Annotated in this window: 27 protein-coding genes; 11 read left to right on the top strand and 16 right to left on the bottom strand. The window is 39.5% G+C overall.

Annotation, left to right across the window (positions count from 1 at the left end):
- Positions 1-47: 47 nt before the first annotated feature.
- Positions 48-1,466, bottom strand: a complete 1,419-nt coding sequence (locus LDO73_RS08085; RefSeq protein WP_224060946.1) for a PLP-dependent aminotransferase family protein — start codon at positions 1,464-1,466, stop codon at positions 48-50.
- Between the two features lie 244 nt (positions 1,467-1,710).
- On the opposite strand from LDO73_RS08085, the gene LDO73_RS08080 reads away from it, so the two are divergent.
- From LDO73_RS08080 to LDO73_RS08065, 4 genes are all read left to right on the top strand, one after another.
- Positions 1,711-3,048, top strand: coding sequence for a cytochrome ubiquinol oxidase subunit I (locus LDO73_RS08080; RefSeq protein WP_224060945.1), 1,338 nt, complete (start codon positions 1,711-1,713; stop codon positions 3,046-3,048).
- Complete coding sequence (gene cydB, locus LDO73_RS08075) at positions 3,038-4,048, top strand: cytochrome d ubiquinol oxidase subunit II (protein WP_224060944.1); 1,011 nt, start codon at positions 3,038-3,040, stop codon at positions 4,046-4,048. The genes LDO73_RS08080 and cydB overlap by 11 nt, the downstream gene beginning before the upstream one ends.
- Positions 4,005-4,184 (top strand): DUF2474 domain-containing protein, encoded by a 180-nt coding sequence (locus LDO73_RS08070; RefSeq protein WP_224060943.1) that lies wholly within the window; start codon positions 4,005-4,007, stop codon positions 4,182-4,184. Before cydB ends, LDO73_RS08070 begins: the two co-directional genes overlap by 44 nt.
- Positions 4,185-4,338: 154 nt before the next feature.
- Entirely contained in the window at positions 4,339-5,178 is an 840-nt protein-coding gene (locus LDO73_RS08065) for a siderophore-interacting protein (RefSeq protein WP_224060942.1), read from the top strand.
- A 72-nt stretch (positions 5,179-5,250) separates the two neighbouring features.
- On the opposite strand, the gene phoH is transcribed toward LDO73_RS08065, so the two are convergent.
- The 4 genes from phoH to LDO73_RS08045 form a co-directional block, all read right to left on the bottom strand.
- Complete coding sequence (gene phoH / locus LDO73_RS08060; protein ID WP_224060941.1) at positions 5,251-6,033, bottom strand: phosphate starvation-inducible protein PhoH; 783 nt, start codon at positions 6,031-6,033, stop codon at positions 5,251-5,253.
- Positions 6,034-6,520: 487 nt separating this feature from the next.
- Complete coding sequence (locus LDO73_RS08055; RefSeq protein WP_423810888.1) at positions 6,521-7,489, bottom strand: endonuclease; 969 nt, start codon at positions 7,487-7,489, stop codon at positions 6,521-6,523.
- A 323-nt stretch (positions 7,490-7,812) separates the two neighbouring features.
- Positions 7,813-8,274, bottom strand: coding sequence for a threonine/serine exporter (locus LDO73_RS08050; RefSeq protein WP_423810878.1), 462 nt, complete (start codon positions 8,272-8,274; stop codon positions 7,813-7,815).
- The gene (locus LDO73_RS08045; RefSeq protein ID WP_224060938.1) at positions 8,274-9,086 is read right to left on the bottom strand and encodes a threonine/serine ThrE exporter family protein; all 813 of its coding nucleotides are present in this window, start codon (positions 9,084-9,086) and stop codon (positions 8,274-8,276) included. The genes LDO73_RS08050 and LDO73_RS08045 overlap by 1 nt, the downstream gene beginning before the upstream one ends.
- A gap of 147 nt (positions 9,087-9,233) precedes the next feature.
- Here LDO73_RS08045 and LDO73_RS08040 point away from each other — a divergent pair, with 147 nt between their 5' ends.
- Complete coding sequence (locus LDO73_RS08040; RefSeq protein ID WP_224060937.1) at positions 9,234-9,872, top strand: TetR/AcrR family transcriptional regulator; 639 nt, start codon at positions 9,234-9,236, stop codon at positions 9,870-9,872.
- On the opposite strand, the gene LDO73_RS18135 is transcribed toward LDO73_RS08040, so the two are convergent.
- Positions 9,867-10,274, bottom strand: coding sequence for a hypothetical protein (locus LDO73_RS18135; protein ID WP_224060936.1), 408 nt, complete (start codon positions 10,272-10,274; stop codon positions 9,867-9,869). The genes LDO73_RS08040 and LDO73_RS18135 overlap by 6 nt on opposite strands.
- A gap of 246 nt (positions 10,275-10,520) precedes the next feature.
- Here LDO73_RS18135 and LDO73_RS08030 point away from each other — a divergent pair, with 246 nt between their 5' ends.
- Positions 10,521-10,814 (top strand): DUF5339 domain-containing protein, encoded by a 294-nt coding sequence (locus LDO73_RS08030; protein ID WP_211886393.1) that lies wholly within the window; start codon positions 10,521-10,523, stop codon positions 10,812-10,814.
- A gap of 71 nt (positions 10,815-10,885) precedes the next feature.
- Here LDO73_RS08030 and LDO73_RS08025 read toward each other — a convergent pair whose 3' ends face one another.
- The 5 genes from LDO73_RS08025 to sra all read right to left on the bottom strand — a co-directional run bounded on the left by LDO73_RS08025 (position 10,886) and on the right by sra (position 14,160).
- A complete protein-coding gene (locus LDO73_RS08025) occupies positions 10,886-11,335 on the bottom strand; it encodes a universal stress protein (RefSeq protein WP_036954742.1) in 450 nt (149 codons plus the stop codon).
- Positions 11,336-11,524: 189 nt separating this feature from the next.
- On the bottom strand, positions 11,525-11,863 hold the full coding sequence (locus LDO73_RS08020; protein ID WP_224060935.1) for a hypothetical protein: 339 nt from the start codon (positions 11,861-11,863) through the stop codon (positions 11,525-11,527).
- A 117-nt stretch (positions 11,864-11,980) separates the two neighbouring features.
- Complete coding sequence (locus tag LDO73_RS08015; RefSeq protein WP_006660028.1) at positions 11,981-12,409, bottom strand: universal stress protein; 429 nt, start codon at positions 12,407-12,409, stop codon at positions 11,981-11,983.
- 486 nt (positions 12,410-12,895) lie between these two features.
- A complete protein-coding gene (locus tag LDO73_RS08010) occupies positions 12,896-13,675 on the bottom strand; it encodes a YaeF family permuted papain-like enzyme (protein WP_224060934.1) in 780 nt (259 codons plus the stop codon).
- 266 nt (positions 13,676-13,941) lie between these two features.
- Entirely contained in the window at positions 13,942-14,160 is a 219-nt protein-coding gene (sra, locus tag LDO73_RS08005; RefSeq protein ID WP_224060933.1) for a stationary-phase-induced ribosome-associated protein, read from the bottom strand.
- 378 nt (positions 14,161-14,538) lie between these two features.
- Between sra and LDO73_RS08000 the strand changes: the two genes are divergently transcribed.
- Both LDO73_RS08000 and LDO73_RS07995 read left to right on the top strand, forming a co-directional pair.
- Entirely contained in the window at positions 14,539-15,237 is a 699-nt protein-coding gene (locus LDO73_RS08000) for an aspartate/glutamate racemase family protein (RefSeq protein ID WP_224060932.1), read from the top strand.
- Between the two features lie 131 nt (positions 15,238-15,368).
- Entirely contained in the window at positions 15,369-15,605 is a 237-nt protein-coding gene (locus LDO73_RS07995) for a helix-turn-helix domain-containing protein (RefSeq protein ID WP_224060931.1), read from the top strand.
- Between the two features lie 78 nt (positions 15,606-15,683).
- Here the strand turns inward: LDO73_RS07995 and LDO73_RS07990 are convergent, their stop codons facing one another.
- The 4 genes from LDO73_RS07990 to LDO73_RS07975 all read right to left on the bottom strand — a co-directional run bounded on the left by LDO73_RS07990 (position 15,684) and on the right by LDO73_RS07975 (position 17,337).
- Positions 15,684-15,827: a hypothetical protein gene (locus LDO73_RS07990; protein ID WP_211885380.1), complete on the bottom strand. Its 144-nt coding sequence runs from the start codon at positions 15,825-15,827 to the stop codon at positions 15,684-15,686.
- Between the two features lie 133 nt (positions 15,828-15,960).
- A complete protein-coding gene (locus tag LDO73_RS07985; protein ID WP_108478997.1) occupies positions 15,961-16,182 on the bottom strand; it encodes a YdcH family protein in 222 nt (73 codons plus the stop codon).
- A gap of 128 nt (positions 16,183-16,310) precedes the next feature.
- On the bottom strand, positions 16,311-16,760 hold the full coding sequence (locus tag LDO73_RS07980) for a carboxymuconolactone decarboxylase family protein (RefSeq protein WP_224060930.1): 450 nt from the start codon (positions 16,758-16,760) through the stop codon (positions 16,311-16,313).
- 217 nt (positions 16,761-16,977) lie between these two features.
- Positions 16,978-17,337: an MmcQ/YjbR family DNA-binding protein gene (locus LDO73_RS07975; protein ID WP_224060929.1), complete on the bottom strand. Its 360-nt coding sequence runs from the start codon at positions 17,335-17,337 to the stop codon at positions 16,978-16,980.
- A gap of 180 nt (positions 17,338-17,517) precedes the next feature.
- On the opposite strand from LDO73_RS07975, the gene LDO73_RS07970 reads away from it, so the two are divergent.
- Positions 17,518-17,862, top strand: coding sequence for a two pore domain potassium channel family protein (locus tag LDO73_RS07970; protein WP_224060928.1), 345 nt, complete (start codon positions 17,518-17,520; stop codon positions 17,860-17,862).
- A 44-nt stretch (positions 17,863-17,906) separates the two neighbouring features.
- Here LDO73_RS07970 and LDO73_RS17995 read toward each other — a convergent pair whose 3' ends face one another.
- Complete coding sequence (locus tag LDO73_RS17995; RefSeq protein ID WP_263422610.1) at positions 17,907-17,963, bottom strand: DUF4113 domain-containing protein; 57 nt, start codon at positions 17,961-17,963, stop codon at positions 17,907-17,909.
- A 480-nt stretch (positions 17,964-18,443) separates the two neighbouring features.
- Between LDO73_RS17995 and LDO73_RS07960 the strand changes: the two genes are divergently transcribed.
- Both LDO73_RS07960 and LDO73_RS07955 read left to right on the top strand, forming a co-directional pair.
- Positions 18,444-18,575: an entericidin A/B family lipoprotein gene (locus LDO73_RS07960; RefSeq protein ID WP_224060927.1), complete on the top strand. Its 132-nt coding sequence runs from the start codon at positions 18,444-18,446 to the stop codon at positions 18,573-18,575.
- A gap of 170 nt (positions 18,576-18,745) precedes the next feature.
- The gene (locus LDO73_RS07955; RefSeq protein WP_224060926.1) at positions 18,746-18,979 is read left to right on the top strand and encodes a DUF1161 domain-containing protein; all 234 of its coding nucleotides are present in this window, start codon (positions 18,746-18,748) and stop codon (positions 18,977-18,979) included.
- The last annotated feature ends 595 nt before the right edge of the window (positions 18,980-19,574 follow it).

Raw genomic sequence — 19,574 nt, 5'->3', positions numbered from 1 at the left:
TCAACTCTCAAGGGTGAACGCAACCTTCGCCCTCACCCTATTTTTCCTTATTTAAGCCCCGTTAATCGATAGCATAAACGCCCTAAAACTTGCATCGCCTGTTCAAGCCGGTCATTCCATGCAAATGACGCATTTAAGCGAAATGCATGATTGAATTGATCGCTGGTAGAGAACATGCTCCCCGGCGCTATGCTAATGCCTTCCTTCAACGCCAATTGATACAGTTGGATGGCGTTAAATGGCGGTTCAAATTCCAACCATAAAAAATAACCCCCTTTTGGGGTGTTCACTTTAACGGTGGACGGCATATATTTAGCGATGGCACTCAGCATGATATGTTGCCGCTGTTCCATAGTTTGGCGCAGTTTGCGCAGATGGCTATCATATCCCCCTTGAGATAAGTATTCCGCAATCGCCAATTGGGTTGGCACGCTAGCAGAAACGGTGCTCATCATTTGCAAATGCTGGATTTTGCTCGCATGATGACCCGCAGCCACCCATCCGACACGGTACCCTGGCGCTAAACATTTCGAAAATGATGAACAGTGGAAAAAGTTCCCTTGTGAATCGAGTGATTTTGCAGGGATAGGTTGCTGATTACCAAAGTAAAGCTCGCCATACACATCATCTTCGATCAACACAATTTTGTGTTTATTCAAAATATTCACCAGCCGTTTTTTATTGGCTGGGGGCATCGTGCCGCCTAACGGGTTTTGATAGTGCGTCATCAACCAGCAAGCTTTGATCGGGTATTTATCCGCAATGTCCTCTAACGCATCGAGATCAATTCCAAATAATGGGTCAGTTTTGATGGCTATCGCTTTAAGTTTTAAGCGCTCTATCGCCTGCAAGGAACCATAAAATGCTGGAGATTCAATCACCACCCAATCACCGGGTTGAGTAACCGCTTGTAAACTCAGTACCAAGGATTCCATCGCCCCTGCCGTGATCACGATTTCATCAGGTGCGACGTGGATCCCTTGAGTTGCATAGCGCTGGGCAATATTGCGGCGCAGCTGTTCATTCCCCGGTGGTAAGTTAGTAGTGGTATTGGTTTTCGATAAACGACGCGCTACCGAGGCAAGAGACTTGGCTAATTTAGGGTCATCCAGTAAGCCAGGCTCTGGGAAAGCTGAACCGAATGGGATAATATCTGGGTCTTTACACGCTTGCAGTACACCGAAAATAGAGGCGTTGATCTCCACATTTTCATTTAAATGTAGTCCTTTTCCCCCTTTTGCGGCGGCAAATGTATTATTGCGATTTGCAACATAATAGCCAGATTGCGGACGCGCAGCGACCCACCCCTGACTTTCCAGTAACTGATAAGCTTGTACCACCGTCATTAAGCTTAAACCTGATTGCTTAACACTCTCTCTAAGTGAAGGTAACCTGTCACCCACTTGCCAAATATTATCTTCAATCTGTTGACGAATTTGTGCTGCTAGCTGTTCATATCTCGTCATTCCCGCCTCACTGTTATAGGTGATTTGCCAAAAATTGTTACTATTATAGTTTATCGTCTCATGTTCTACTTATCCACACATTCACCTGACTTTTTTTAACTATAACCACAAAACATTTTTAGTTGGATTTATGAGTGTTAACAATCCAGCGAAATCAATTACTTATTGCTAAGGAACAGCCCATAATTGCTTCGCAATGGCTGGAAATGTGGCGTGTCAAAATCAATTCCATTCAGGGGTCAATATGTTTGGACTAACTGCGCTGGAGCTTGCCCGTATTCAATTCGCGTTTACGGTATCGTTCCATATTATCTTTCCTGCTATCACCATCGGGCTTGCCAGTTTTTTGGCCGTTCTCGAAGGTTTATGGCTAAAAACCCGCGATACTGACTATATAAAACTGTTCCATTTTTGGTCAAAAGTATTTGCTGTCAATTTCGGTATGGGTGTCGTTTCTGGATTGGTGATGGCATACCAATTTGGGACTAACTGGAGTTTCTTCTCGGATTTTGCTGGTAGCATCACCGGCCCACTCTTAACCTATGAAGTGCTCACCGCTTTCTTCTTAGAAGCAGGGTTCCTCGGTGTCATGCTATTTGGTATGAACCGTGTGGGCGAAAAACTTCACTACTTTGCGACGTGTATGGTTGCACTCGGCACCATCATTTCAACCTTCTGGATCCTTGCATCCAATAGTTTTATGCAAACACCTCAAGGTTTTGAAATTATCGATGGGCGAATTGTCCCTGTCGATTGGTTAGCGGTGATCTTTAACCCATCATTCCCATACCGCTTACTCCACATGACCACTGCGGCATTCTTAGCAGCAGCCTTTTTTATTGGTGCATCCGGTGCATGGCATTTACTCAAAGGCAATAAATCCTCCGCCATGAAGAAAATGTTCTCCATGTCTTTGTGGTTGATCCTGATTTTAGCACCAGTTCAAGCTTTCATTGGCGATGCTCACGGGTTAAACACCCTAAAATATCAGCCGGTTAAAGTCGCGGCAATGGAAGGTCACTGGGAAAATAAACCCGGCGAAGCCACCCCGCTGATCCTCTTCGGTATCCCGAATATGAAAAAAGAAAAAACCGAATATGCCATTGAAATTCCTTACATGGCGAGCCTGATTTTGACGCACAGCACCACCAAACAGGTTCCAGCCCTTAAAGAGTTTCCACCAGAAGATAGACCCAATGTGTTTATGGTGTTCTGGTCATTCCGTGTGATGGTGGGCCTAGGCATGTTGATGATTGCTGCTGGTGTTTGGGGGTTATGGCTTCGTTCACGTAAAAGGCTGTATGAATCCAAATTATTCCTGCGTTTTATGTTCGTCATGGCACCATCAGGCTTAGTCGCCATCTTAGCTGGTTGGTTTACCACAGAAATCGGGCGTCAGCCTTGGGTTGTCTACGGTTTACAGCGTACCGCAGATGCCGTGAGCGCCCATGGTGAAATGCACATGAGCGTGAGCTTACTAGCCTTCTTTGTGGTGTACGGCGGCGTATTTGGGATCGGCTACATGTACATGATGAAATTAATTCGTAAAGGTATCTCCGAGGAGGCAACTCATGGGCATTGATTTACCACTAATTTGGTTTGTCATCATCGTTTTCAGTATGTTGATGTATATCGTGATGGACGGTTTTGACTTAGGTATTGGTATTTTGTACCCAACCCTAAAAGAGAGCCAAGACCGAGATTTGATGATGAACAGTGTGGCACCTGTTTGGGATGGTAACGAAACGTGGCTAGTGCTAGGTGGTGCCGCGCTATTTGGGGCATTTCCGCTAGCCTATGCCATTGTTTTAGATGCGCTATCTATCCCACTGACCTTTATGTTGCTAGCACTGATTTTTCGTGGGGTCGCCTTTGAGTTTCGCTTCCGCGCCGATGAATCTCATCGCCGCCGCTGGGATCACGCCTTTATTTGGGGCTCAATCCTTACCACATTCTCTCAGGGGATTGTGATTGGTGCGTTTATTCAAGGCTTCCACGTTGAAAACCGCATGTATATGGGCGGCTATTTTGACTGGTTTGCACCTTTCCCTTTGTTCTGTGGATTCGGTTTAGTCATCGCTTACGCCTTACTAGCATGTGGCTGGTTAATCATGAAAACGGAGGGACACCTGCGCAAAACCATGTATCGCGTGTTAACCCCATTAACACTGGCCATGTTAGCGGTGATAGGCGTGATAAGCGTGTGGACACCAATGTTAAATGACGCGGTTTATGTGCGCTGGTTTAGCTTACCGAACCTGTTTTTCTTCCTACCTGTTCCTTTATTAGTACTCGGCTGTGTGTGGATCATTTTTAAAAGTGCCAAACGTCAACGTTACGATAGCGTGCCATTTCTCGCTGCACTAATGCTGATTTTCTTAGGATTTACAGGATTAGGTATCAGCGTTTGGCCTAGTTTAATTCCGCCAGCAATTACCTTCCGCGATGCGGCAGGCCCTTCAGAAAGTTTAGGCTTTATGTTGGTTGGCGCTCTGTTCATCATCCCTGTTATTTTGGTTTATACCTATTGGAGTTACTATGTCTTCAGAGGGAAAATTACCCCAGATCAAGGCTATCACTGATACAACTATCCGCTCACCTTGGTGGAAGAAACTCGGTTGGATGGCAGCAATTTGGTTAGGAAGCGTATTGGCACTATTCGCATTCTCTTCCTTATTTAGATTGTTGATGACCGCCGCCGGCATGAAAGTGAAGTAAGCCCTTTGCCGCAGCGTTAACATGCTGCGGCATATTTATAATTAGACGCTCAATAATCCTGCATCTTTTGAATAGTTTTCCCATAAACATTCATGATATGATAATGATAATAATTAACATATAATAATATTATCATTAAGAAAGGAGACGGTTAGTGGCTAGTGAACAGACTGTTGAAAAAAATATCTACCGCCCAGCGCCCCCACAGCTTATTCAAGTTAAATCCATTGTCGATATCAGCCCTTCTATTCGCAGCATCACATTTACGGGTGAAAAATTAGCCAATTACCCAACGGAGTGTGAAGGTGGTCATCTCAAAATTTTTATTGCCCCTGACCATCAAAGCCAACCCGCGCTTCCTTTCCTCACTGAAAAAGGACGTAGCTGGCCAGAAGATAAGCCGCGCCCTTTTGTGCGCACTTACACCGTTCGCGCTATTCGCCCTGAACTCAATGAAATCGATATTGAATTTGCCATGCACGAAGGGGTAACAGGCCCTGCTTATCTGTTTGCTCGTGATGCAAAACCAGGTTATTGGCTGGGGATCACAAACCCAGGTGGGCCTGATCCACTACTGCCTATCCGCGCACATTACTTTATGGCAGGTGATTCAAGTTCTTTACCTGCGATTGCGGCGTTACTGGAAAAAATGCCTGCTACAGCAGTGGGACGCGTCGTTTTACGCCTTGACCACCAAGTGGATATTCGCGATTTAGCCAAGCCAGCGGGCATCGAGATTGATTGGACTTGTGGAGATATTAGCCAAACCACCAATCTGATTAATACATTCAAATCGTGGGATATTCCAGAGTCCGACGTGGGCTTTTGGATTGCAGGTGAAGATCAAATCATCCGTGAATTACGCCGTTTTATTCGACGTGAAAAAGGTTTTGGTCGCGATGATATCTACGCAATTCCTTACTGGCGATATGGATATGATGAGGAAGGTTATCATCATGAACGTCATGCCGTCATGGACAACCCCGACGACTAACTAAAAAACTGCCCCTAAACTGGGGCAGTTTCATGCATTAATTAGCCTGTGTAGTGAGTTAAACTCATTATATTAGTCATTGTAAGCCAGCAGTGCCTTGTGACACAGCTGGGATCTCACACAATCATCAATTGTGAAATTAACCATTGAGACCATTTCATCGCTACTAAAACGCTGTAATGCATCCCCCAAACCTGACTGAACGCCGCTTGATAAATCACATTGGGTCACGTCACCGTTCACAATTACCGTTACATTTTCACCCAAACGGGTTAAAAACATCTTCATTTGAGTGACCGTGACGTTCTGTGCTTCATCGAGGATCACAATGGCATTTTCGAATGTACGACCACGCATATAAGCAAACGGCGCTATTTCGACTTTAGCAATCTCAGGGCGTAAACAATACTGCAGGAACGAAGCGCCTAATCGCTTCATTAATACGTCATAAACAGGGCGGAAATAAGGTGCGAACTTTTCAGACATATCTCCCGGTAAGAAACCAAGATCTTCCTCCGCTTGTAACACGGGTCTCGTGACAATGATTTTACTAATTTCCTTGTTAATCAAGGCATCCGCGGCTAATGCAGTACTGATATAGGTTTTACCGCATCCTGCCTCACCGTTAGCGAAAATCAACTGCTTGTGCTTGATGGAATTAATATAGAGCTTCTGGGTTTCATTACGTGGTGTTATCGGAGTTTCATCGCGACGTTCTTTCGCCATGCCTATCGGCTCTATGCCTGTATATTCGGCGAAGGAGGTAACGTTGTTCATATCCCTCCCTGAACGGTCTTTGCGTGATGTACGTTTCATTTCACGACGTGCTTTTGTTGCAGCTTTCTGTCTACTCATAGTATTAACCCTTCCAGGTATCGATGATGTCAATTCAGATGACGAACTATTCAAAACAGAGAGGAGCTCCCTTCAAGCTCTTGTGTTGCCTAGGTTGATAATTCAGGTATAAAAAAACCGGTTAGCAATCTCATCATGTCAGTTCCATGATGGGGTGGTAACCGGTTTCGCATATTGATTAACAAACACCTAGTTCTCATTCGTTTCTCCTATACAGGCGATACTCGTAAACTAAAGAATCTGCGTGACAATATTATGACAATATAAAAAATACTCGAACTCACCACAAAATATTGCATTGACCCGAATATCATCAACCTACAACGTTTCCATAGAATAAATATAGCGCGAGTTTTTTTTGAATGACAACTTTAAATTAACAAAAAATGTGTAAATTCACGCATCCATCAGATAATCTGTGAAAAATTGCATATAGAAAAACTGTAATAACTCGCTAAATTGACTGAATTATTACAGTTCGATTCTATTAACGAGGCTTACAGTTACCCGCTAGTTGATAACCTTTTGCCTGTGCGTCCGCTTCATTAGCAAAGAATTCCGCATTTTTATCCGACAAGGTTTTAAACCCAGAGCAGTGGGATAAATGATATTTTTTTGAATTACGGTTACCTTTTACCTGCGTCTCACCTTCCTTCTTGTTTGGGATAGACTGAGGTACTGGCTGAGGGACTATTTCGCTGGGCTTATCACTCATATTTAAGCCATCGCCGCTATTTTTGTGCCCTAAACTCCATGTTCTTTCACCCGTCACAAATGGGTTATGATGCCCCATCAATTTAGCAATGCGCTGGTCACGTTTTTGTTCCCATTCATCTACAGGATACTGTTTATCCCACGCCATAAATAACTGCTGCTGTTGGCGTGACATGGATAAATTATAGCGGTCATGCATATAGAAATAGACTCGAGCGACCTGCCCTTTCACTTCGTCGCGCGGTTCAAAGATTTTTTGTTTAAAATCAATGCGGCTACGACATGCACCGTAAGAATAAGGCGCATTAGCAGGTAACTGACCATAGCTCCAATTACTGCGGTCACCGTTCACTTCCCCAATTGAAGGTGCGAGGTTATGCAGATCTGCCTCCATTCGAGAAAACACAGGGTCAGTTGAGACGCAATTTTTACGACCACCACTCTGCCAGCACTGTCTTTGATGACCAAATACCCAAGCAGGAACAATATGCTCCCACTCAATTCGCTCTGCACGACTCTGTTGCTTGCGCACTTGGTAGCCGCAGGAGGCTAAATCAACTTGTCCACCACTTTTACCTGTCCATTCCCACTCACAGCCACAATATAGCGTTCCTTGTCCTTGATGATTTTGATCTCCATAAACGAGGCTTTTACTGGACGTCTTCGCTTCAGTGAAATTGTTCGGTGCAGCATAAACGGAAGAGATAGATAACGAGGAAAAACATACTAACGCAATGATCATGCGCGAAAAATAAAAAATCTGTTTCAAAATAACACCATTGATAGGAAAAAAAGCAATTTATTAAATACAACACGTAAGTTATTCATGCAAAAATTGCCGAATGCGCTATGTATACTCGCTAGTTGGATGAAATATAAGTCTTTTTGATATCAATTGATACTCAATTTTATAACATAAAAGGCAATATCGGAATTTGTGCAATAATATACAAAAAATAGATAACAAGCTTTGTTAACAAAAAACGTTAATCACTATCAATTAACGCTTTTGCTATTCCGTGGTTTATTACTTAATGGGTTCTAGCAATAAAACATTATTGAGTATCAAACACTTGGCTTTTTGCGATATAGCCACAATCCCGGTAACGAAATGCCGATAGAGAGCGCACCGACAATAAAAGATGCCCTTAAAAAATAAGTAACTAGAGTTTCCATTAACTCTGGGGTATAGCCATATTGGGAAATTTTCACCACAGAAATCATTGCGATATAGGCGCTGATCCCCGGAAACATAGGAATAACCGCTGCAACGGTAAAAACTTTCGGATGCGCCAGCCACCAGCGCGACCACTGGATCCCAATCATGCCAATTAAAATCGCGGCAAGAAAACTCGCCCATTCAATTTGCAACCCCAGTAACATTAAAATCATTCGGGAACCATAGCCAATGGCACCTAATAATCCACAATATTTCAATGCCCTCACTGGCACATTAAATACCATTGCAAAACCGACAGCAGGGACAGCCGCTAAGACCATTTTCTCAATTAGCTCAATGAAAAACATTAGGCCCACTCCCTCAGATTCCAAATGATCATCGCCAATACCACGCCGATACAGGTTGCCAGCGTTAATAAACTGGCCATCATCCATCGAGCAATCCCTGTATTCACATGGCCTTTGAACATATCCGCCACCGCATTAATTAATGGAAATCCGGGGACTAACAACAACACGCTTGCTGCCATGGCAATGGTTTCAGTTACATTTAAATAGGGTACTTTGAGTAATAAACCCGAAACTGACGTCGCGACAAATGCTGTAATACAGAAGTTAATCAATGGATTAATCTGGTGAGATGTTAGCACTTGCCGGATATACATCGCGCAACCACTTGCCATAAAGGTGATCAACGCACTTTCCCAACCACCACCGTTAAGGGAACTGAAGCAAGCACAAGAAAGCGCCACCATCACCACCATTAGCCAGCGGGGATAACGTAATGGTTTGATACCCGCTAATTTTTTTTGTAATTGTTTACGGTCAAGTAAGTGGTGTTCAACGAGGATCACTGCATGCTGAACTTCAGTCACTACATGCATATTAATGCCACGGTCAATAATCCGCCGAGTCGATGTTAAACAGCGCCCATCGATGATTGTGGTTAATACGAGTGAGTTAGATGAAATCGCACTATCTACCTGACTAGCGCCCAAAGCGATGCCTAAACGCGTTGTTAACTGCTCAACCAGCATACTCTCAGCCCCATGCTGTAATAGCAGCAAACCGCATTCAATACACAGTTTTGTAATTTCTCTCTGTATATCAACAACCTTTTCTTCTCCCTGCATTTTTTCATCAGCTATGCAATCCTTCATTCTCTCCCCCAAGGATTTGACAAAAATTCAGATATTGATTTAAACATGATAATATTCATATACATCATAGAGGAAAATAACAAACTGAATTATGACCTCTTTCAGATAATTTAGCCCCGTGCGCCATTTTGTTAGGAAATTGATTTCATGAACCAGACAAATTCAGCCAAAACACCAAAAGGACAGCGTCGCCATCAAGCGCTCATTATGGCTGCGGCAGATATTTTTCTGCAATACGGTTTTGAAGGCACGACATTAGATATGATCATCGAACGTGCGGGAGGCTCCCGTTCGACGCTGTATAAAAACTTTGGGGATAAAGAAGGTTTATTTGCTGCAGTCGTGGCACACATGATAGACGATATTTTCACCGAGCCAGACCATAAAGAGCCACCTTTAGACAACATTGAAGCGGTATTATCGTTTTATGGTTCGCGTTTTTTAGTCAATGTGATTAAACCCCAATCTATCGGGCTATATCGCCTAATTTTAGGGGAATACAACCGCTTCCCTGATATTAGCCAACTCTTTTTCGAACAAGGCCCCGTGCAAAGCTATCAGCGCCTTGCCGAAAAGCTTGCACAAATTCCGACTGTAAAAGTCGATAAAGCCACACTATTAAGTATTTCATCCCGTTATCTTGAGATGCTAAAAGCAGATGTTTTTATCAAAACCTTCTGTATCGAAAACTTTAAACCTAGCGATGAATTTATCCATCAACAAATCGGGCTTTCCGTGGATATCATCGCTAGCTATATTCGTAAAATTAGTTCCAGTAAATCATAGCTCATTTAAAATTTCAGTGGCTCGCTGTTGCGCAGCTTGAGAGCTTTCCACTAAAAAAACTTCAGGTCCATACAGAGATGAAATAACAGGTGCTGTGCGCTCCATTTCATCTTTATCCCCCCCATCTGGCTGTAATGTAATTACCATAGCTCGACAATATTCTGTCATCCCCTCTCTTCCATCTTTCAACCAACGACGCACAAATTTCATACATTCCATGTCTTCTGCTGTTGGTTTCCCTTTCGGCTCCATTGGCGGATAAATTAAAACAAATTGGGTCTTTTTCGCTAATAGCTGCTCAAGTTCCGATAACCATGACTGCGTCTCCATCATTGATGTTGGAAATGTATTCATCGTGCAGACAGGCCAGTTTTGAATATTAATCATAATACTGTTATTCATTATCATTCCTTACGTTGGGTTGTTAACTCAATAAAGTGTACTGGAATGTACACTTTATCATTACACTCAGTCAAGAATGATTCTCATTTATAATTTGCAATTTATGCTATAGCCACTTCCTTTAATATTGGCATGATTAATTTGATAAAAATTAAAACGCACTGAAATATTCATCATTGGCCGATGTCTTTTTAAAAAATGGGATGCTATGCTGGCCAAAATATGACTTTTGAAAGTGAAAAGATGATGAAAAATATTCTGCCAATTGCATTGGGTCTATTTGTTTCGCTGACTGCATTGAATGCAAATGCAGGACAAGTTTGTGACAAATATTTCAAAGAAATGAATGCGCTAGTTCAACAAGCTGAAGAACAATATAAGAATGAGCCTAATGCGAGTGAACAAATCGCATTAATGAAATCACAATTAGAAGACGCGAGAAAAACCCTCGCAAGTTATCCTGAAGATACACAGGAACAAGCATGTAGCCAAGCATTAACAGCTATTGAGCATGCTAAAGAAACAGTCAATAAATCCTAATTGCGCCAAAGAAAAAGACCTGATAACTCAGGTCTTTTTTATGCATCCAGTTTATGTATTAAATAATAAAACTATCTTACGACTAAAACGGATATTTTTGCATAAGAGACGATCCCCGAAGCATTCGAACCTAATAAGTGTGTTGAAATACTTGGGTTGCGCGAGCCAACCACAATAAGGTCGGCATGAACTTTCTCCGCTTCATCTAATACTTTTTCTCTTGGTGAGCCAAACTCCACTTTATAAGAGATCCTATCAGCAGGGAAATCCATATCTTTCACAATGTGATTAACCAGTTCAACCAGCTGTTCTTCCGAGCGCTCAATGGCTTTTTTCGTAAATGAAGCTAGCAAATCATAATGATAGCTATAACTCATCGAAAATCTTGAAACATCTGGCACTGAGTGAAATAGATGGATGTTCGCGTTATCCATTTTTGCTAAATGAATGGCTTGCTTTAACGCTTTATCGGTCAATGCATCTTCAGAAATATCAACGGGAACCAAAATAGTTTTATTCATATAAGCCCCTCTCAAGGATCTATCTCTCATTCAATTTATTCGTTTTTTGAATAGATGAGATAGCGGTTTAATGGTTATTGTTTTGCCAAGAAAAGTATAGCCCGAATAAAATGAAAATGTCGTGAACTGGTTTACTAATCTGAAAATCAATTCAGTAAAATAGCCACAACATTTGGTAACTTATTCAATCTAATCCTCTTCTAAGTGCCACTTATGTAATATGCGATGAATAAACGGCGTGACAATTAAGCCAATACTAATAATGAATACACTTTGTAAAAATAAGCCGTAAATAGCGATAAAAAAGCGGCCTGTTTGGGTGATTGGTGCGGGCTCAATTGCTTGGCCGCTCAGCATTGATAATGCGTTTATCATAGACTCCATTATCGAATGCCCTTCAATAAAATAAAAGCCAATAATTCCAGGCAGTAAGCCAATAAAAAACACTAATAACGCTAAAAAATAAAAACGCAGAACTCGCAAAACAAAATGTTCCATGCGCATTAATTCTTTAGTGAATTTCTCCATAAAAATCCTACTCAATCCATATCGATATGCCAATTCAACAATGATCTTGTAAACGACATAAAAAAACCTATGCAACATTATGGAAACTTCATTGCATAGGTTTTAAAAAAGAATAAATTAACGAACAACCAGTACAGATGTTTCCGCGTAACGAACAATTCCTGCCGCAGTAGAACCTAACAAGTGAGTCGTAATATTTGGACGGCGAGAGCCAATCACAATAATATCGGCATTAATATCTTTTGCGGTGTTAATCACTTCATCACGAGGTGAACCAAACGTGATAGTGTAACTAACATCATCATGAGGAAGATCAATCGAATCCATCAGCATTTTCATGTCTTCTTCTGCTTTCACTGTCGCTCGGTCTTTAATTTCCATATAACCCAACGCATACGCATTAATAATTGCCGAAGAGATAGGCAATACGTGGATCAGATGAATTTTTGCGCCAGATTGTTTCGCTAAATTTACCGCATGACGAACCGCTTTACTGGTCAACTCTTCTTCAGTGAGATCGATAGGGACCAAAATCGTTTTGTACATAAGCCCTCCTGATAAATTATCGAATAAACATTAACAGTAAAATTATAATCAACTGTACGTAAATGTCTCTTATCTCAAAAGATAAATGAGATCTCCGGCTACAAATTCACAACATTATTTCTTTATCAGCACTAAAATTCGCTTCATCACTCAGAGAAAAAGCAAAAAATGTTAAATATTTTTCGCCAGAATTAACTGAGAACGTAATAAATCAAACCAATAAAGCTATTAATCAATTTGTTTTTTAAGCATTTTTTGGATTTTCTATGGGATAAAAAATTTTAATAGTTATATGAAAAAAGGGGTTGATTTCTTAAATGAGAATAGTTATCTTTTATCTCGTGAATAGTTGAGTAAATTACTCGGTCTTTTCACAACGACATTGCTCACATTGCTTCCAGTTTAGCTGGCCAACTCATTTGAGTTGGCCTTTTTTTTATTTTATAGCAAACAACATTGCATCAAAACTTCACTGGCAATATCCCATCACTTATTGAGGATAGCGCCCCCAAAGCTCCAATTTTTTAAATGCCCAACATAGGTTAAACGCTCTGTCGGCATAAAGGTAGGTACATCCCCTGAACGCATATGCAGAATATCAGCAGGCGTAATCCATGATGAGCTCCCCTCAAATAGCGGTACACCGGCATATTTATATGCATCTAGGACAAACTGCGAACAAAAGAAACCGTTGGCTTGTTCAATATCATCCCCTAATTGCACTGTAGCCAGTGTTTTAAGGCAAAAATTACGGATACTCTGCCCAATCAGTGGTAATTCGCAGACGCGTTTTGTCAACATCCACGGCGCAATCATAATGATCCCTTTCATGTTGTATTTGCCCCCGTCATTAGCAGTAGAAAACTCACGCAGTTTTTCTGCATGAAATGACGTCAATAAATTATGCCGTAATACAACCATATTATTAGAATCTGTGATTGCTTGGTCGAGTGGAACAATTCTGACTCCACTCCCAACCGATTCTGCCACCTGACCAAATCCTAAATAAATAGAAGCGTGGCTCACCCCACTCACGCTAAATAAGCGGATCCCCCACGAGTTCATCCCCGTTGCTGAAGACAAAAGGATATCTCCCGGCAACATATCTGCCACCGTCAATGTTTCAACTGAATCCTTAATCGGGATCGTGTTAGCATGCTGGATACTAAATTTCAGCTTATTTGACTCATCGTCAGTTTTAAATTGTGTTGAACAACCATTTATAAATAAAAAACAAAAAAATAGCATCCATTGGCATAATTTCATCTACACATATCCATTTTAGTTGTATTTATCATTATTCTCGTTCTCGATTTTATCGACAGAATATGACTATCACACTATTTTATTTTCTTTAATAGATAGAAACTTAGTAGCGATCACAAAAAATTGCTGAATGATCATGAACCATTCCAATGACAAAATACCATCAGATAATTCAAAAAAGATATGGGTATATGAAGGGAATTTATTATTTTAGCACATTAACCCTCTAGTCAATCTAGAGGGTCACATCTCACCCTGAAATTAATTTAGATATATTCTGGGTAAAATACGCTGACAGAGTGATAGGTTTTCTTCTCTGTGGCTTTATTTTTCTGTACCGCAACGAATGGTTTATCTTGCAGTTTTTCAGGTAAAGCCGTAGCATTTTCCTTTGCAATCACAGAAACTTGAATATTACGCTTAGAACGACTTAATTTGAACGGCATCCCTAATAAACGACGGGCTTGGTTATTACTTACCATCATAAACTCCTTAACTAAAAAATTTAAATTCATAAACTGAACATCAAAAAATAGTCAGTGTAGGTCACTAGGTTTATTTTATTTCCAAATTACCTAAAAAATAAAATAAGTAACTTTAGTAGTATAGCAGTAATTAAATATTATTTAATGAAGATTTACTGAACAGTCTCAGCACGTTACTAGTCAATTTTTAAAAAACAAATCTCTAACATTCGATTAATTACAGAAATATAATTTCAATATTAAAACTAATAAGATAGATATCAGTTAAAAACAAGCTAAGCTTCATTTATATTATCGATAAAAACTGGTATTAACGGATTGACTCCCTATAAATACGCTCAGTATAGTAAGAAAAAAATACATATAAGGTACTTATAAATGAAGACGGTTGGACTTATCGGGGGAATGAGCTGGGAATCCACCCAACTCTATTATCAGCAAATAAATGAAGGTGTTAAGCAGAAGCTTGGAGGGTTACATTCCGCTAAGATTGTTTTATACAGCGTTGATTTTGCTGAAATTGAATATTTTCAATCTCACGGTCAATGGGATCTTGCTGCTGACCATTTAGCAAAGGCAGGAATGAGTTTACAAGCTGCTGGCGCTGACTTTTTAGTTTTGTGTACAAATACGATGCACAAAGTTGCCCCTCAAATCGAAGAAAAATCCAATCTTCCTCTCCTTCACATTGCGGATGCAACAGGTGAACAAATAATACAATCAGGCATTAAAACTATTGGGTTGTTAGGTACTGCATTTACCATGGAGCAAGCTTTTTATAAAGATCGTCTGATTGATAAATTTAATTTAAGAGTGGTCACTCCAAATGAAGTAGACAGAAAAATCGTTCACGATATTATCTATAATGAGTTGTGTTTAGGCGTTGTCTCTGAGACTTCACGAACCGAGTATCAACGCATTATGAAATTACTCGTCGAACAAGGCGCTGAAGGTATTATTCTTGGGTGTACTGAAATTACGTTGCTGGTAAATGACGATGATACTTCCGTGCCCGTCTTTGATACCACAGCAATTCATGCGCAAAGTGCGGTTAAATACGCACTAAAAAACCAGTAATAGCGAATTACCATACATTAGGATAATTATCATAAAATTATCCTAACATCACCAAAATACAGATACTTCCCTATTAACGTTTAACATATCTATGTTATTTATTGTTCACCACTAATTTTAGGGCTGTACCGATGAACGAAAGAAAACTTAACAACCTCTCTTTAGGTCAATTCATCAAAGAACAACGTCTCGCTCGTCGAATAACCGTCACCGAGATAGCCAAAGCCATTTCAGTTTCAGAGCGCACATACTCCCAATATGAAGATGGCTCCTCATCTATATATGCTGCGCATCTTATTGCATTAAGCTCAGTATTAAATGTTGAACTTCGAACACTGATCGACGCTTATTTAAAACCAGAACAATGATATTTTATGTCATCCTCTTAGCATAAAGTCCCTAGCTTTCACTTTATGCTAAGTATCGTTTATTGATGAATTTACTTCTTAGTGTTGAATATAAAATACACTCATCATAAATATTTCCGCTATTTTTCCACTATAAAGCAAGTGTTCCACAGGCGTCGCAATCATACTAATTGTGTTTATCATCGCTTCAGCGATCATTTCTACTGGATTAAATGCAGGCATGTTTATTCTCCTTTTTAGACACACTATCTTAACTAGGTAGTTCCGCCTATAGGATTAAGTGCAAATTGCTTCTAATGAAATCAATAAAAAGCCCCACACTTGGCGAGGCTATGAATTGTTGTAATTTGTCGAATTAACTCAGTTCTGGCGGGTTTTTAAGTATTTGATGAATCTCTTCTTTGAGGCGAAGTTTTTCTTTTTTTAACTCTATAACATCAGTGCCATACCCGCTTCTATCTGGATGCTCCAGTCTGGCTATTTCATGATCGAGTTGATTATGCCGATTAAATAAGGCTCTAAAATCAGGATCTGACTGGCGAAGCTGCGAGATTAAATCACGATACTCTGGGAACATAAGTCATTACTCCATTAGCTGATTAATACGCACAATCCAGTGTCACGTAGATTGAAAATGAAGTCACTTTACTTATTGTAAATATAGGACAAGTATCACTAATATTAACCTGTCATTCGACTAGAGACTTACGGCTTCACTTTATAGCGGCTCGCGATAGCGATGCGATTAAAAGAACCAATGATGATAGATACCCATTCTATTAATGCTAGTTGTTCATCACTCCAGTGCTCCGCGGCTTTTTCATAAACATCATTAGGTATATGCCCAGCATGAACCATATTGACTGACTCAGCCAACAAGAACGCAGCCTTTTCTTTTTCTGAAAAATAATCAGCCTCTTCCCACACGGCGACCAATGCGATTTTATCAATATTAACATGGCATTTTTGAGCGTCTTGGGTATGAAGCCTCACGCAGAAAGCACACCCATTAATCTGAGATATTCTCAATTTAAGTAGATGAATAAATCCTTCTTCCAATTCTAATGATACTGCTTGCTGATCAATATGATTGCTAATCTCAATCAATTTGTTATACGCATCAGGGGAACTTTTAGATAATGATGCTCTGTTCATATACACTCCAAGTTACATTGCAATGAAATATATATAACCAGTTTCCATAAAACTCATCTATCGATTTAGTGTTGTACAATCACTGATGAAGCTTCACTTCCATAAATGAGCTTCTGTTTTTTAGCTGTTTCGTAAATGCCTATATGCATCGTGGCTTTGTCCCTATAGGTCTTAGTCTGAAAAGTAATAACAGAAGCCCACTGACGGGCTAGATTAATTACTTTGCAGTCAATTTGTAACTTTCATCAATCAACGCTTTAAGCTCATCTTCTGGAAATCCACTGTCCAACTTTATAGTAATCCAGTGCTCTTTATTCATGTGATATGCTGGATATACCCCTTCCTTTAACCTCAACGAACCCACTAATTCAGGAGGAGATTTGAGGTTTATAATATTTACCATCTCATCACACTCGCTTTCATATAATCTCTTTGATGAAATCGTCAGAATGGCAGCAAACCACTTTGCGTTATTTTTATGCCTATAAATGATGTAACTAGGAAATTTAGCCCATGGGTACTCAGCAACTGCACCATAATGACTCTGGATATACTCCATAAGTTCATTTTTGTTCATCTCACCATCCCACTAATAAGTTTCAGTTATGCTAACTTGGCGAGAATATAAATTGCAACAAACGAAAAAATGCCTAAATTTAGCCTAACTTATGACACTATTGTCAAAATAAAAATTTTAGGTAATCTTACATGGGTTTATTATGTAATTACTTCATTAAATTACTTTTTAGGAAAAATCATGTTTGAATCTAAAAATATGCCATTAATTTCTTTCCGCTCTTTTTTAAAACGAATGCTATTACATTTTGGTTACGCTTTTGTACTTATCGTTACCACTTTATTCATTGGCATTGTTGGGCATATAGCTTTTGATTCGAGCATAAGTTGGCATGATGCCACATTCAACAGTGCCTTTATCGCTAATGGAATTGGTCCATACATTGTTCCGCAAAACATTTCAGGAAAGATTTTTTTCGCTTTTTATGGTGTATTCACCAGTCTGGTTTTTATGACCACTCTAGGATTGATATTTGCGCCTATTGCGCATCGAATGTTACACAAATTCCATTTAGATGATGAGTAAAAAACCTCGTCGGGTTAAACGCCATGACCCAAGGCATAATCTTTTCAAGCTATCGCTACAGGCAATTCATCAAAATTTGTCATGTACGCAGGTGACAACATTTCGCGCTTCATCTGATATCCACTATCGCTTCCTTTCGCATAAAAAAGAGCGGGAAGACTATAGTGATTTAGTATTTTTAACTATAGAACCCTAGTATTTAAATAAAGTCATTGCCGCGTTAACTCAGATAACCCTAACCAGAGTGGTAAAACGATTGATGATAATATTAAAAGAATACCGACTAATAAGTATTGAAAAACATTAAGTATACAGATAAATATCTCTTCTAATATCATAAAGTGTACCCTTCATTGCTAGTGTTGATTAATAGCGAAATAAGTGTTAACACTTAAAGTATTAATACTAAAAATGTAGCCGCTCATTTTCATTTGTCAGATATCACTGACCCTATGATTCAACATCAATGATAGAAGTTAATATTACAGCTCTATGCAAATGAAAATCTCAATCAAGTTGTTCTGCTATAATTAAAAATGATCTTTTGTAACTTATAACTTCACACCTAAAAGGAAGAAAATATGTTAAGAAAAATCAGTTTCCTCATCTGCTCATTAGCTGTTGTTTTCACATTAACTGCCTGTAATACCACTAAAGGTGTTGGTGAAGACATAGAGGCTGGAGGTAAGGCAATACAGAGAGTAGCTCAGTAAAAACCTACATTTAACAGATTAATAAAACACTAGCGGATTAGAGATGAAGATACCTTCTAGTGTTTTACTACTATCAACGGATAGCTTTAAATATTTAATTTAAGTATAATTATTAAGCTTTTTTAAAAGAATTTCTATTAACTGATTCCAGCTTATAAGGAATATTGCATATGAAAAGAAGAATAATTATTGCTACATTAATAACATTATTTATTCCAACCATTGCGAGTGCTTCATGTGAAAGCGTTGTTGAACAAATTACGCAAAAAATTATTAACAATGGTGTGCCTGTAGAGAGCTTTACCATTACCGTAGTTTCAAATGAAGAAGCAGCCTCACAACAAGGTACTGTTGTAGGTAACTGTTCTAATGAAACACAAAAAATTATTTATACAAAAAAATAATTCCACCCAAAAAGGGCTTGTTGTAAAGCCCTTTCATTTCTCATTTCCAACGTAATAAGACGCAATCATCTTCCAGCAAATGCTCACCGACCACAAATTGATTTGTGTTAATGGTATTTGTAAGTTTCGCTGCCACTATTGTGATTGTAGTCAAGGTTTATCACCTTAAGTTAAATTATCCAACCCGCTATGGGGTGATATCCATGCATTGATGAGATTTTTATATTGATTGTTAACATGTTAATATGTTTAAGTCATTGGATTTGTTGACCACTTTATTGTCAAATTCGTTGTTGTTCAGTTTCCTATATTGCTTTCCTGTTAAAAATATACTTTACTATTGGATAAAATTTTCATTACATAAGAGAGCTGTATTAATATATATATGTATACTAACCCCATTACTCTCTTACTCATATTTATCCCTGTCCTTGCCTGCATCCTATTCATTATTACTCAAGATAAAAAACAACCAGATACAATGACACTTTTTTTAAAGTTCTCTATCTACTTGTTAAGCACTCTGGTTTTCATAAATTTAATTTTTTTCGCAAGAGCGTTCACTGATTGGTATTAACGTAAGCACTCCGTTCTA

Origin of the sequence: Providencia alcalifaciens, assembly GCF_915403165.1 — a bacterium.
GTDB classification, from domain to species: domain Bacteria; phylum Pseudomonadota; class Gammaproteobacteria; order Enterobacterales; family Enterobacteriaceae; genus Providencia; species Providencia alcalifaciens_C.
This window is presented reverse-complemented; position numbering and strand designations above follow the sequence as displayed.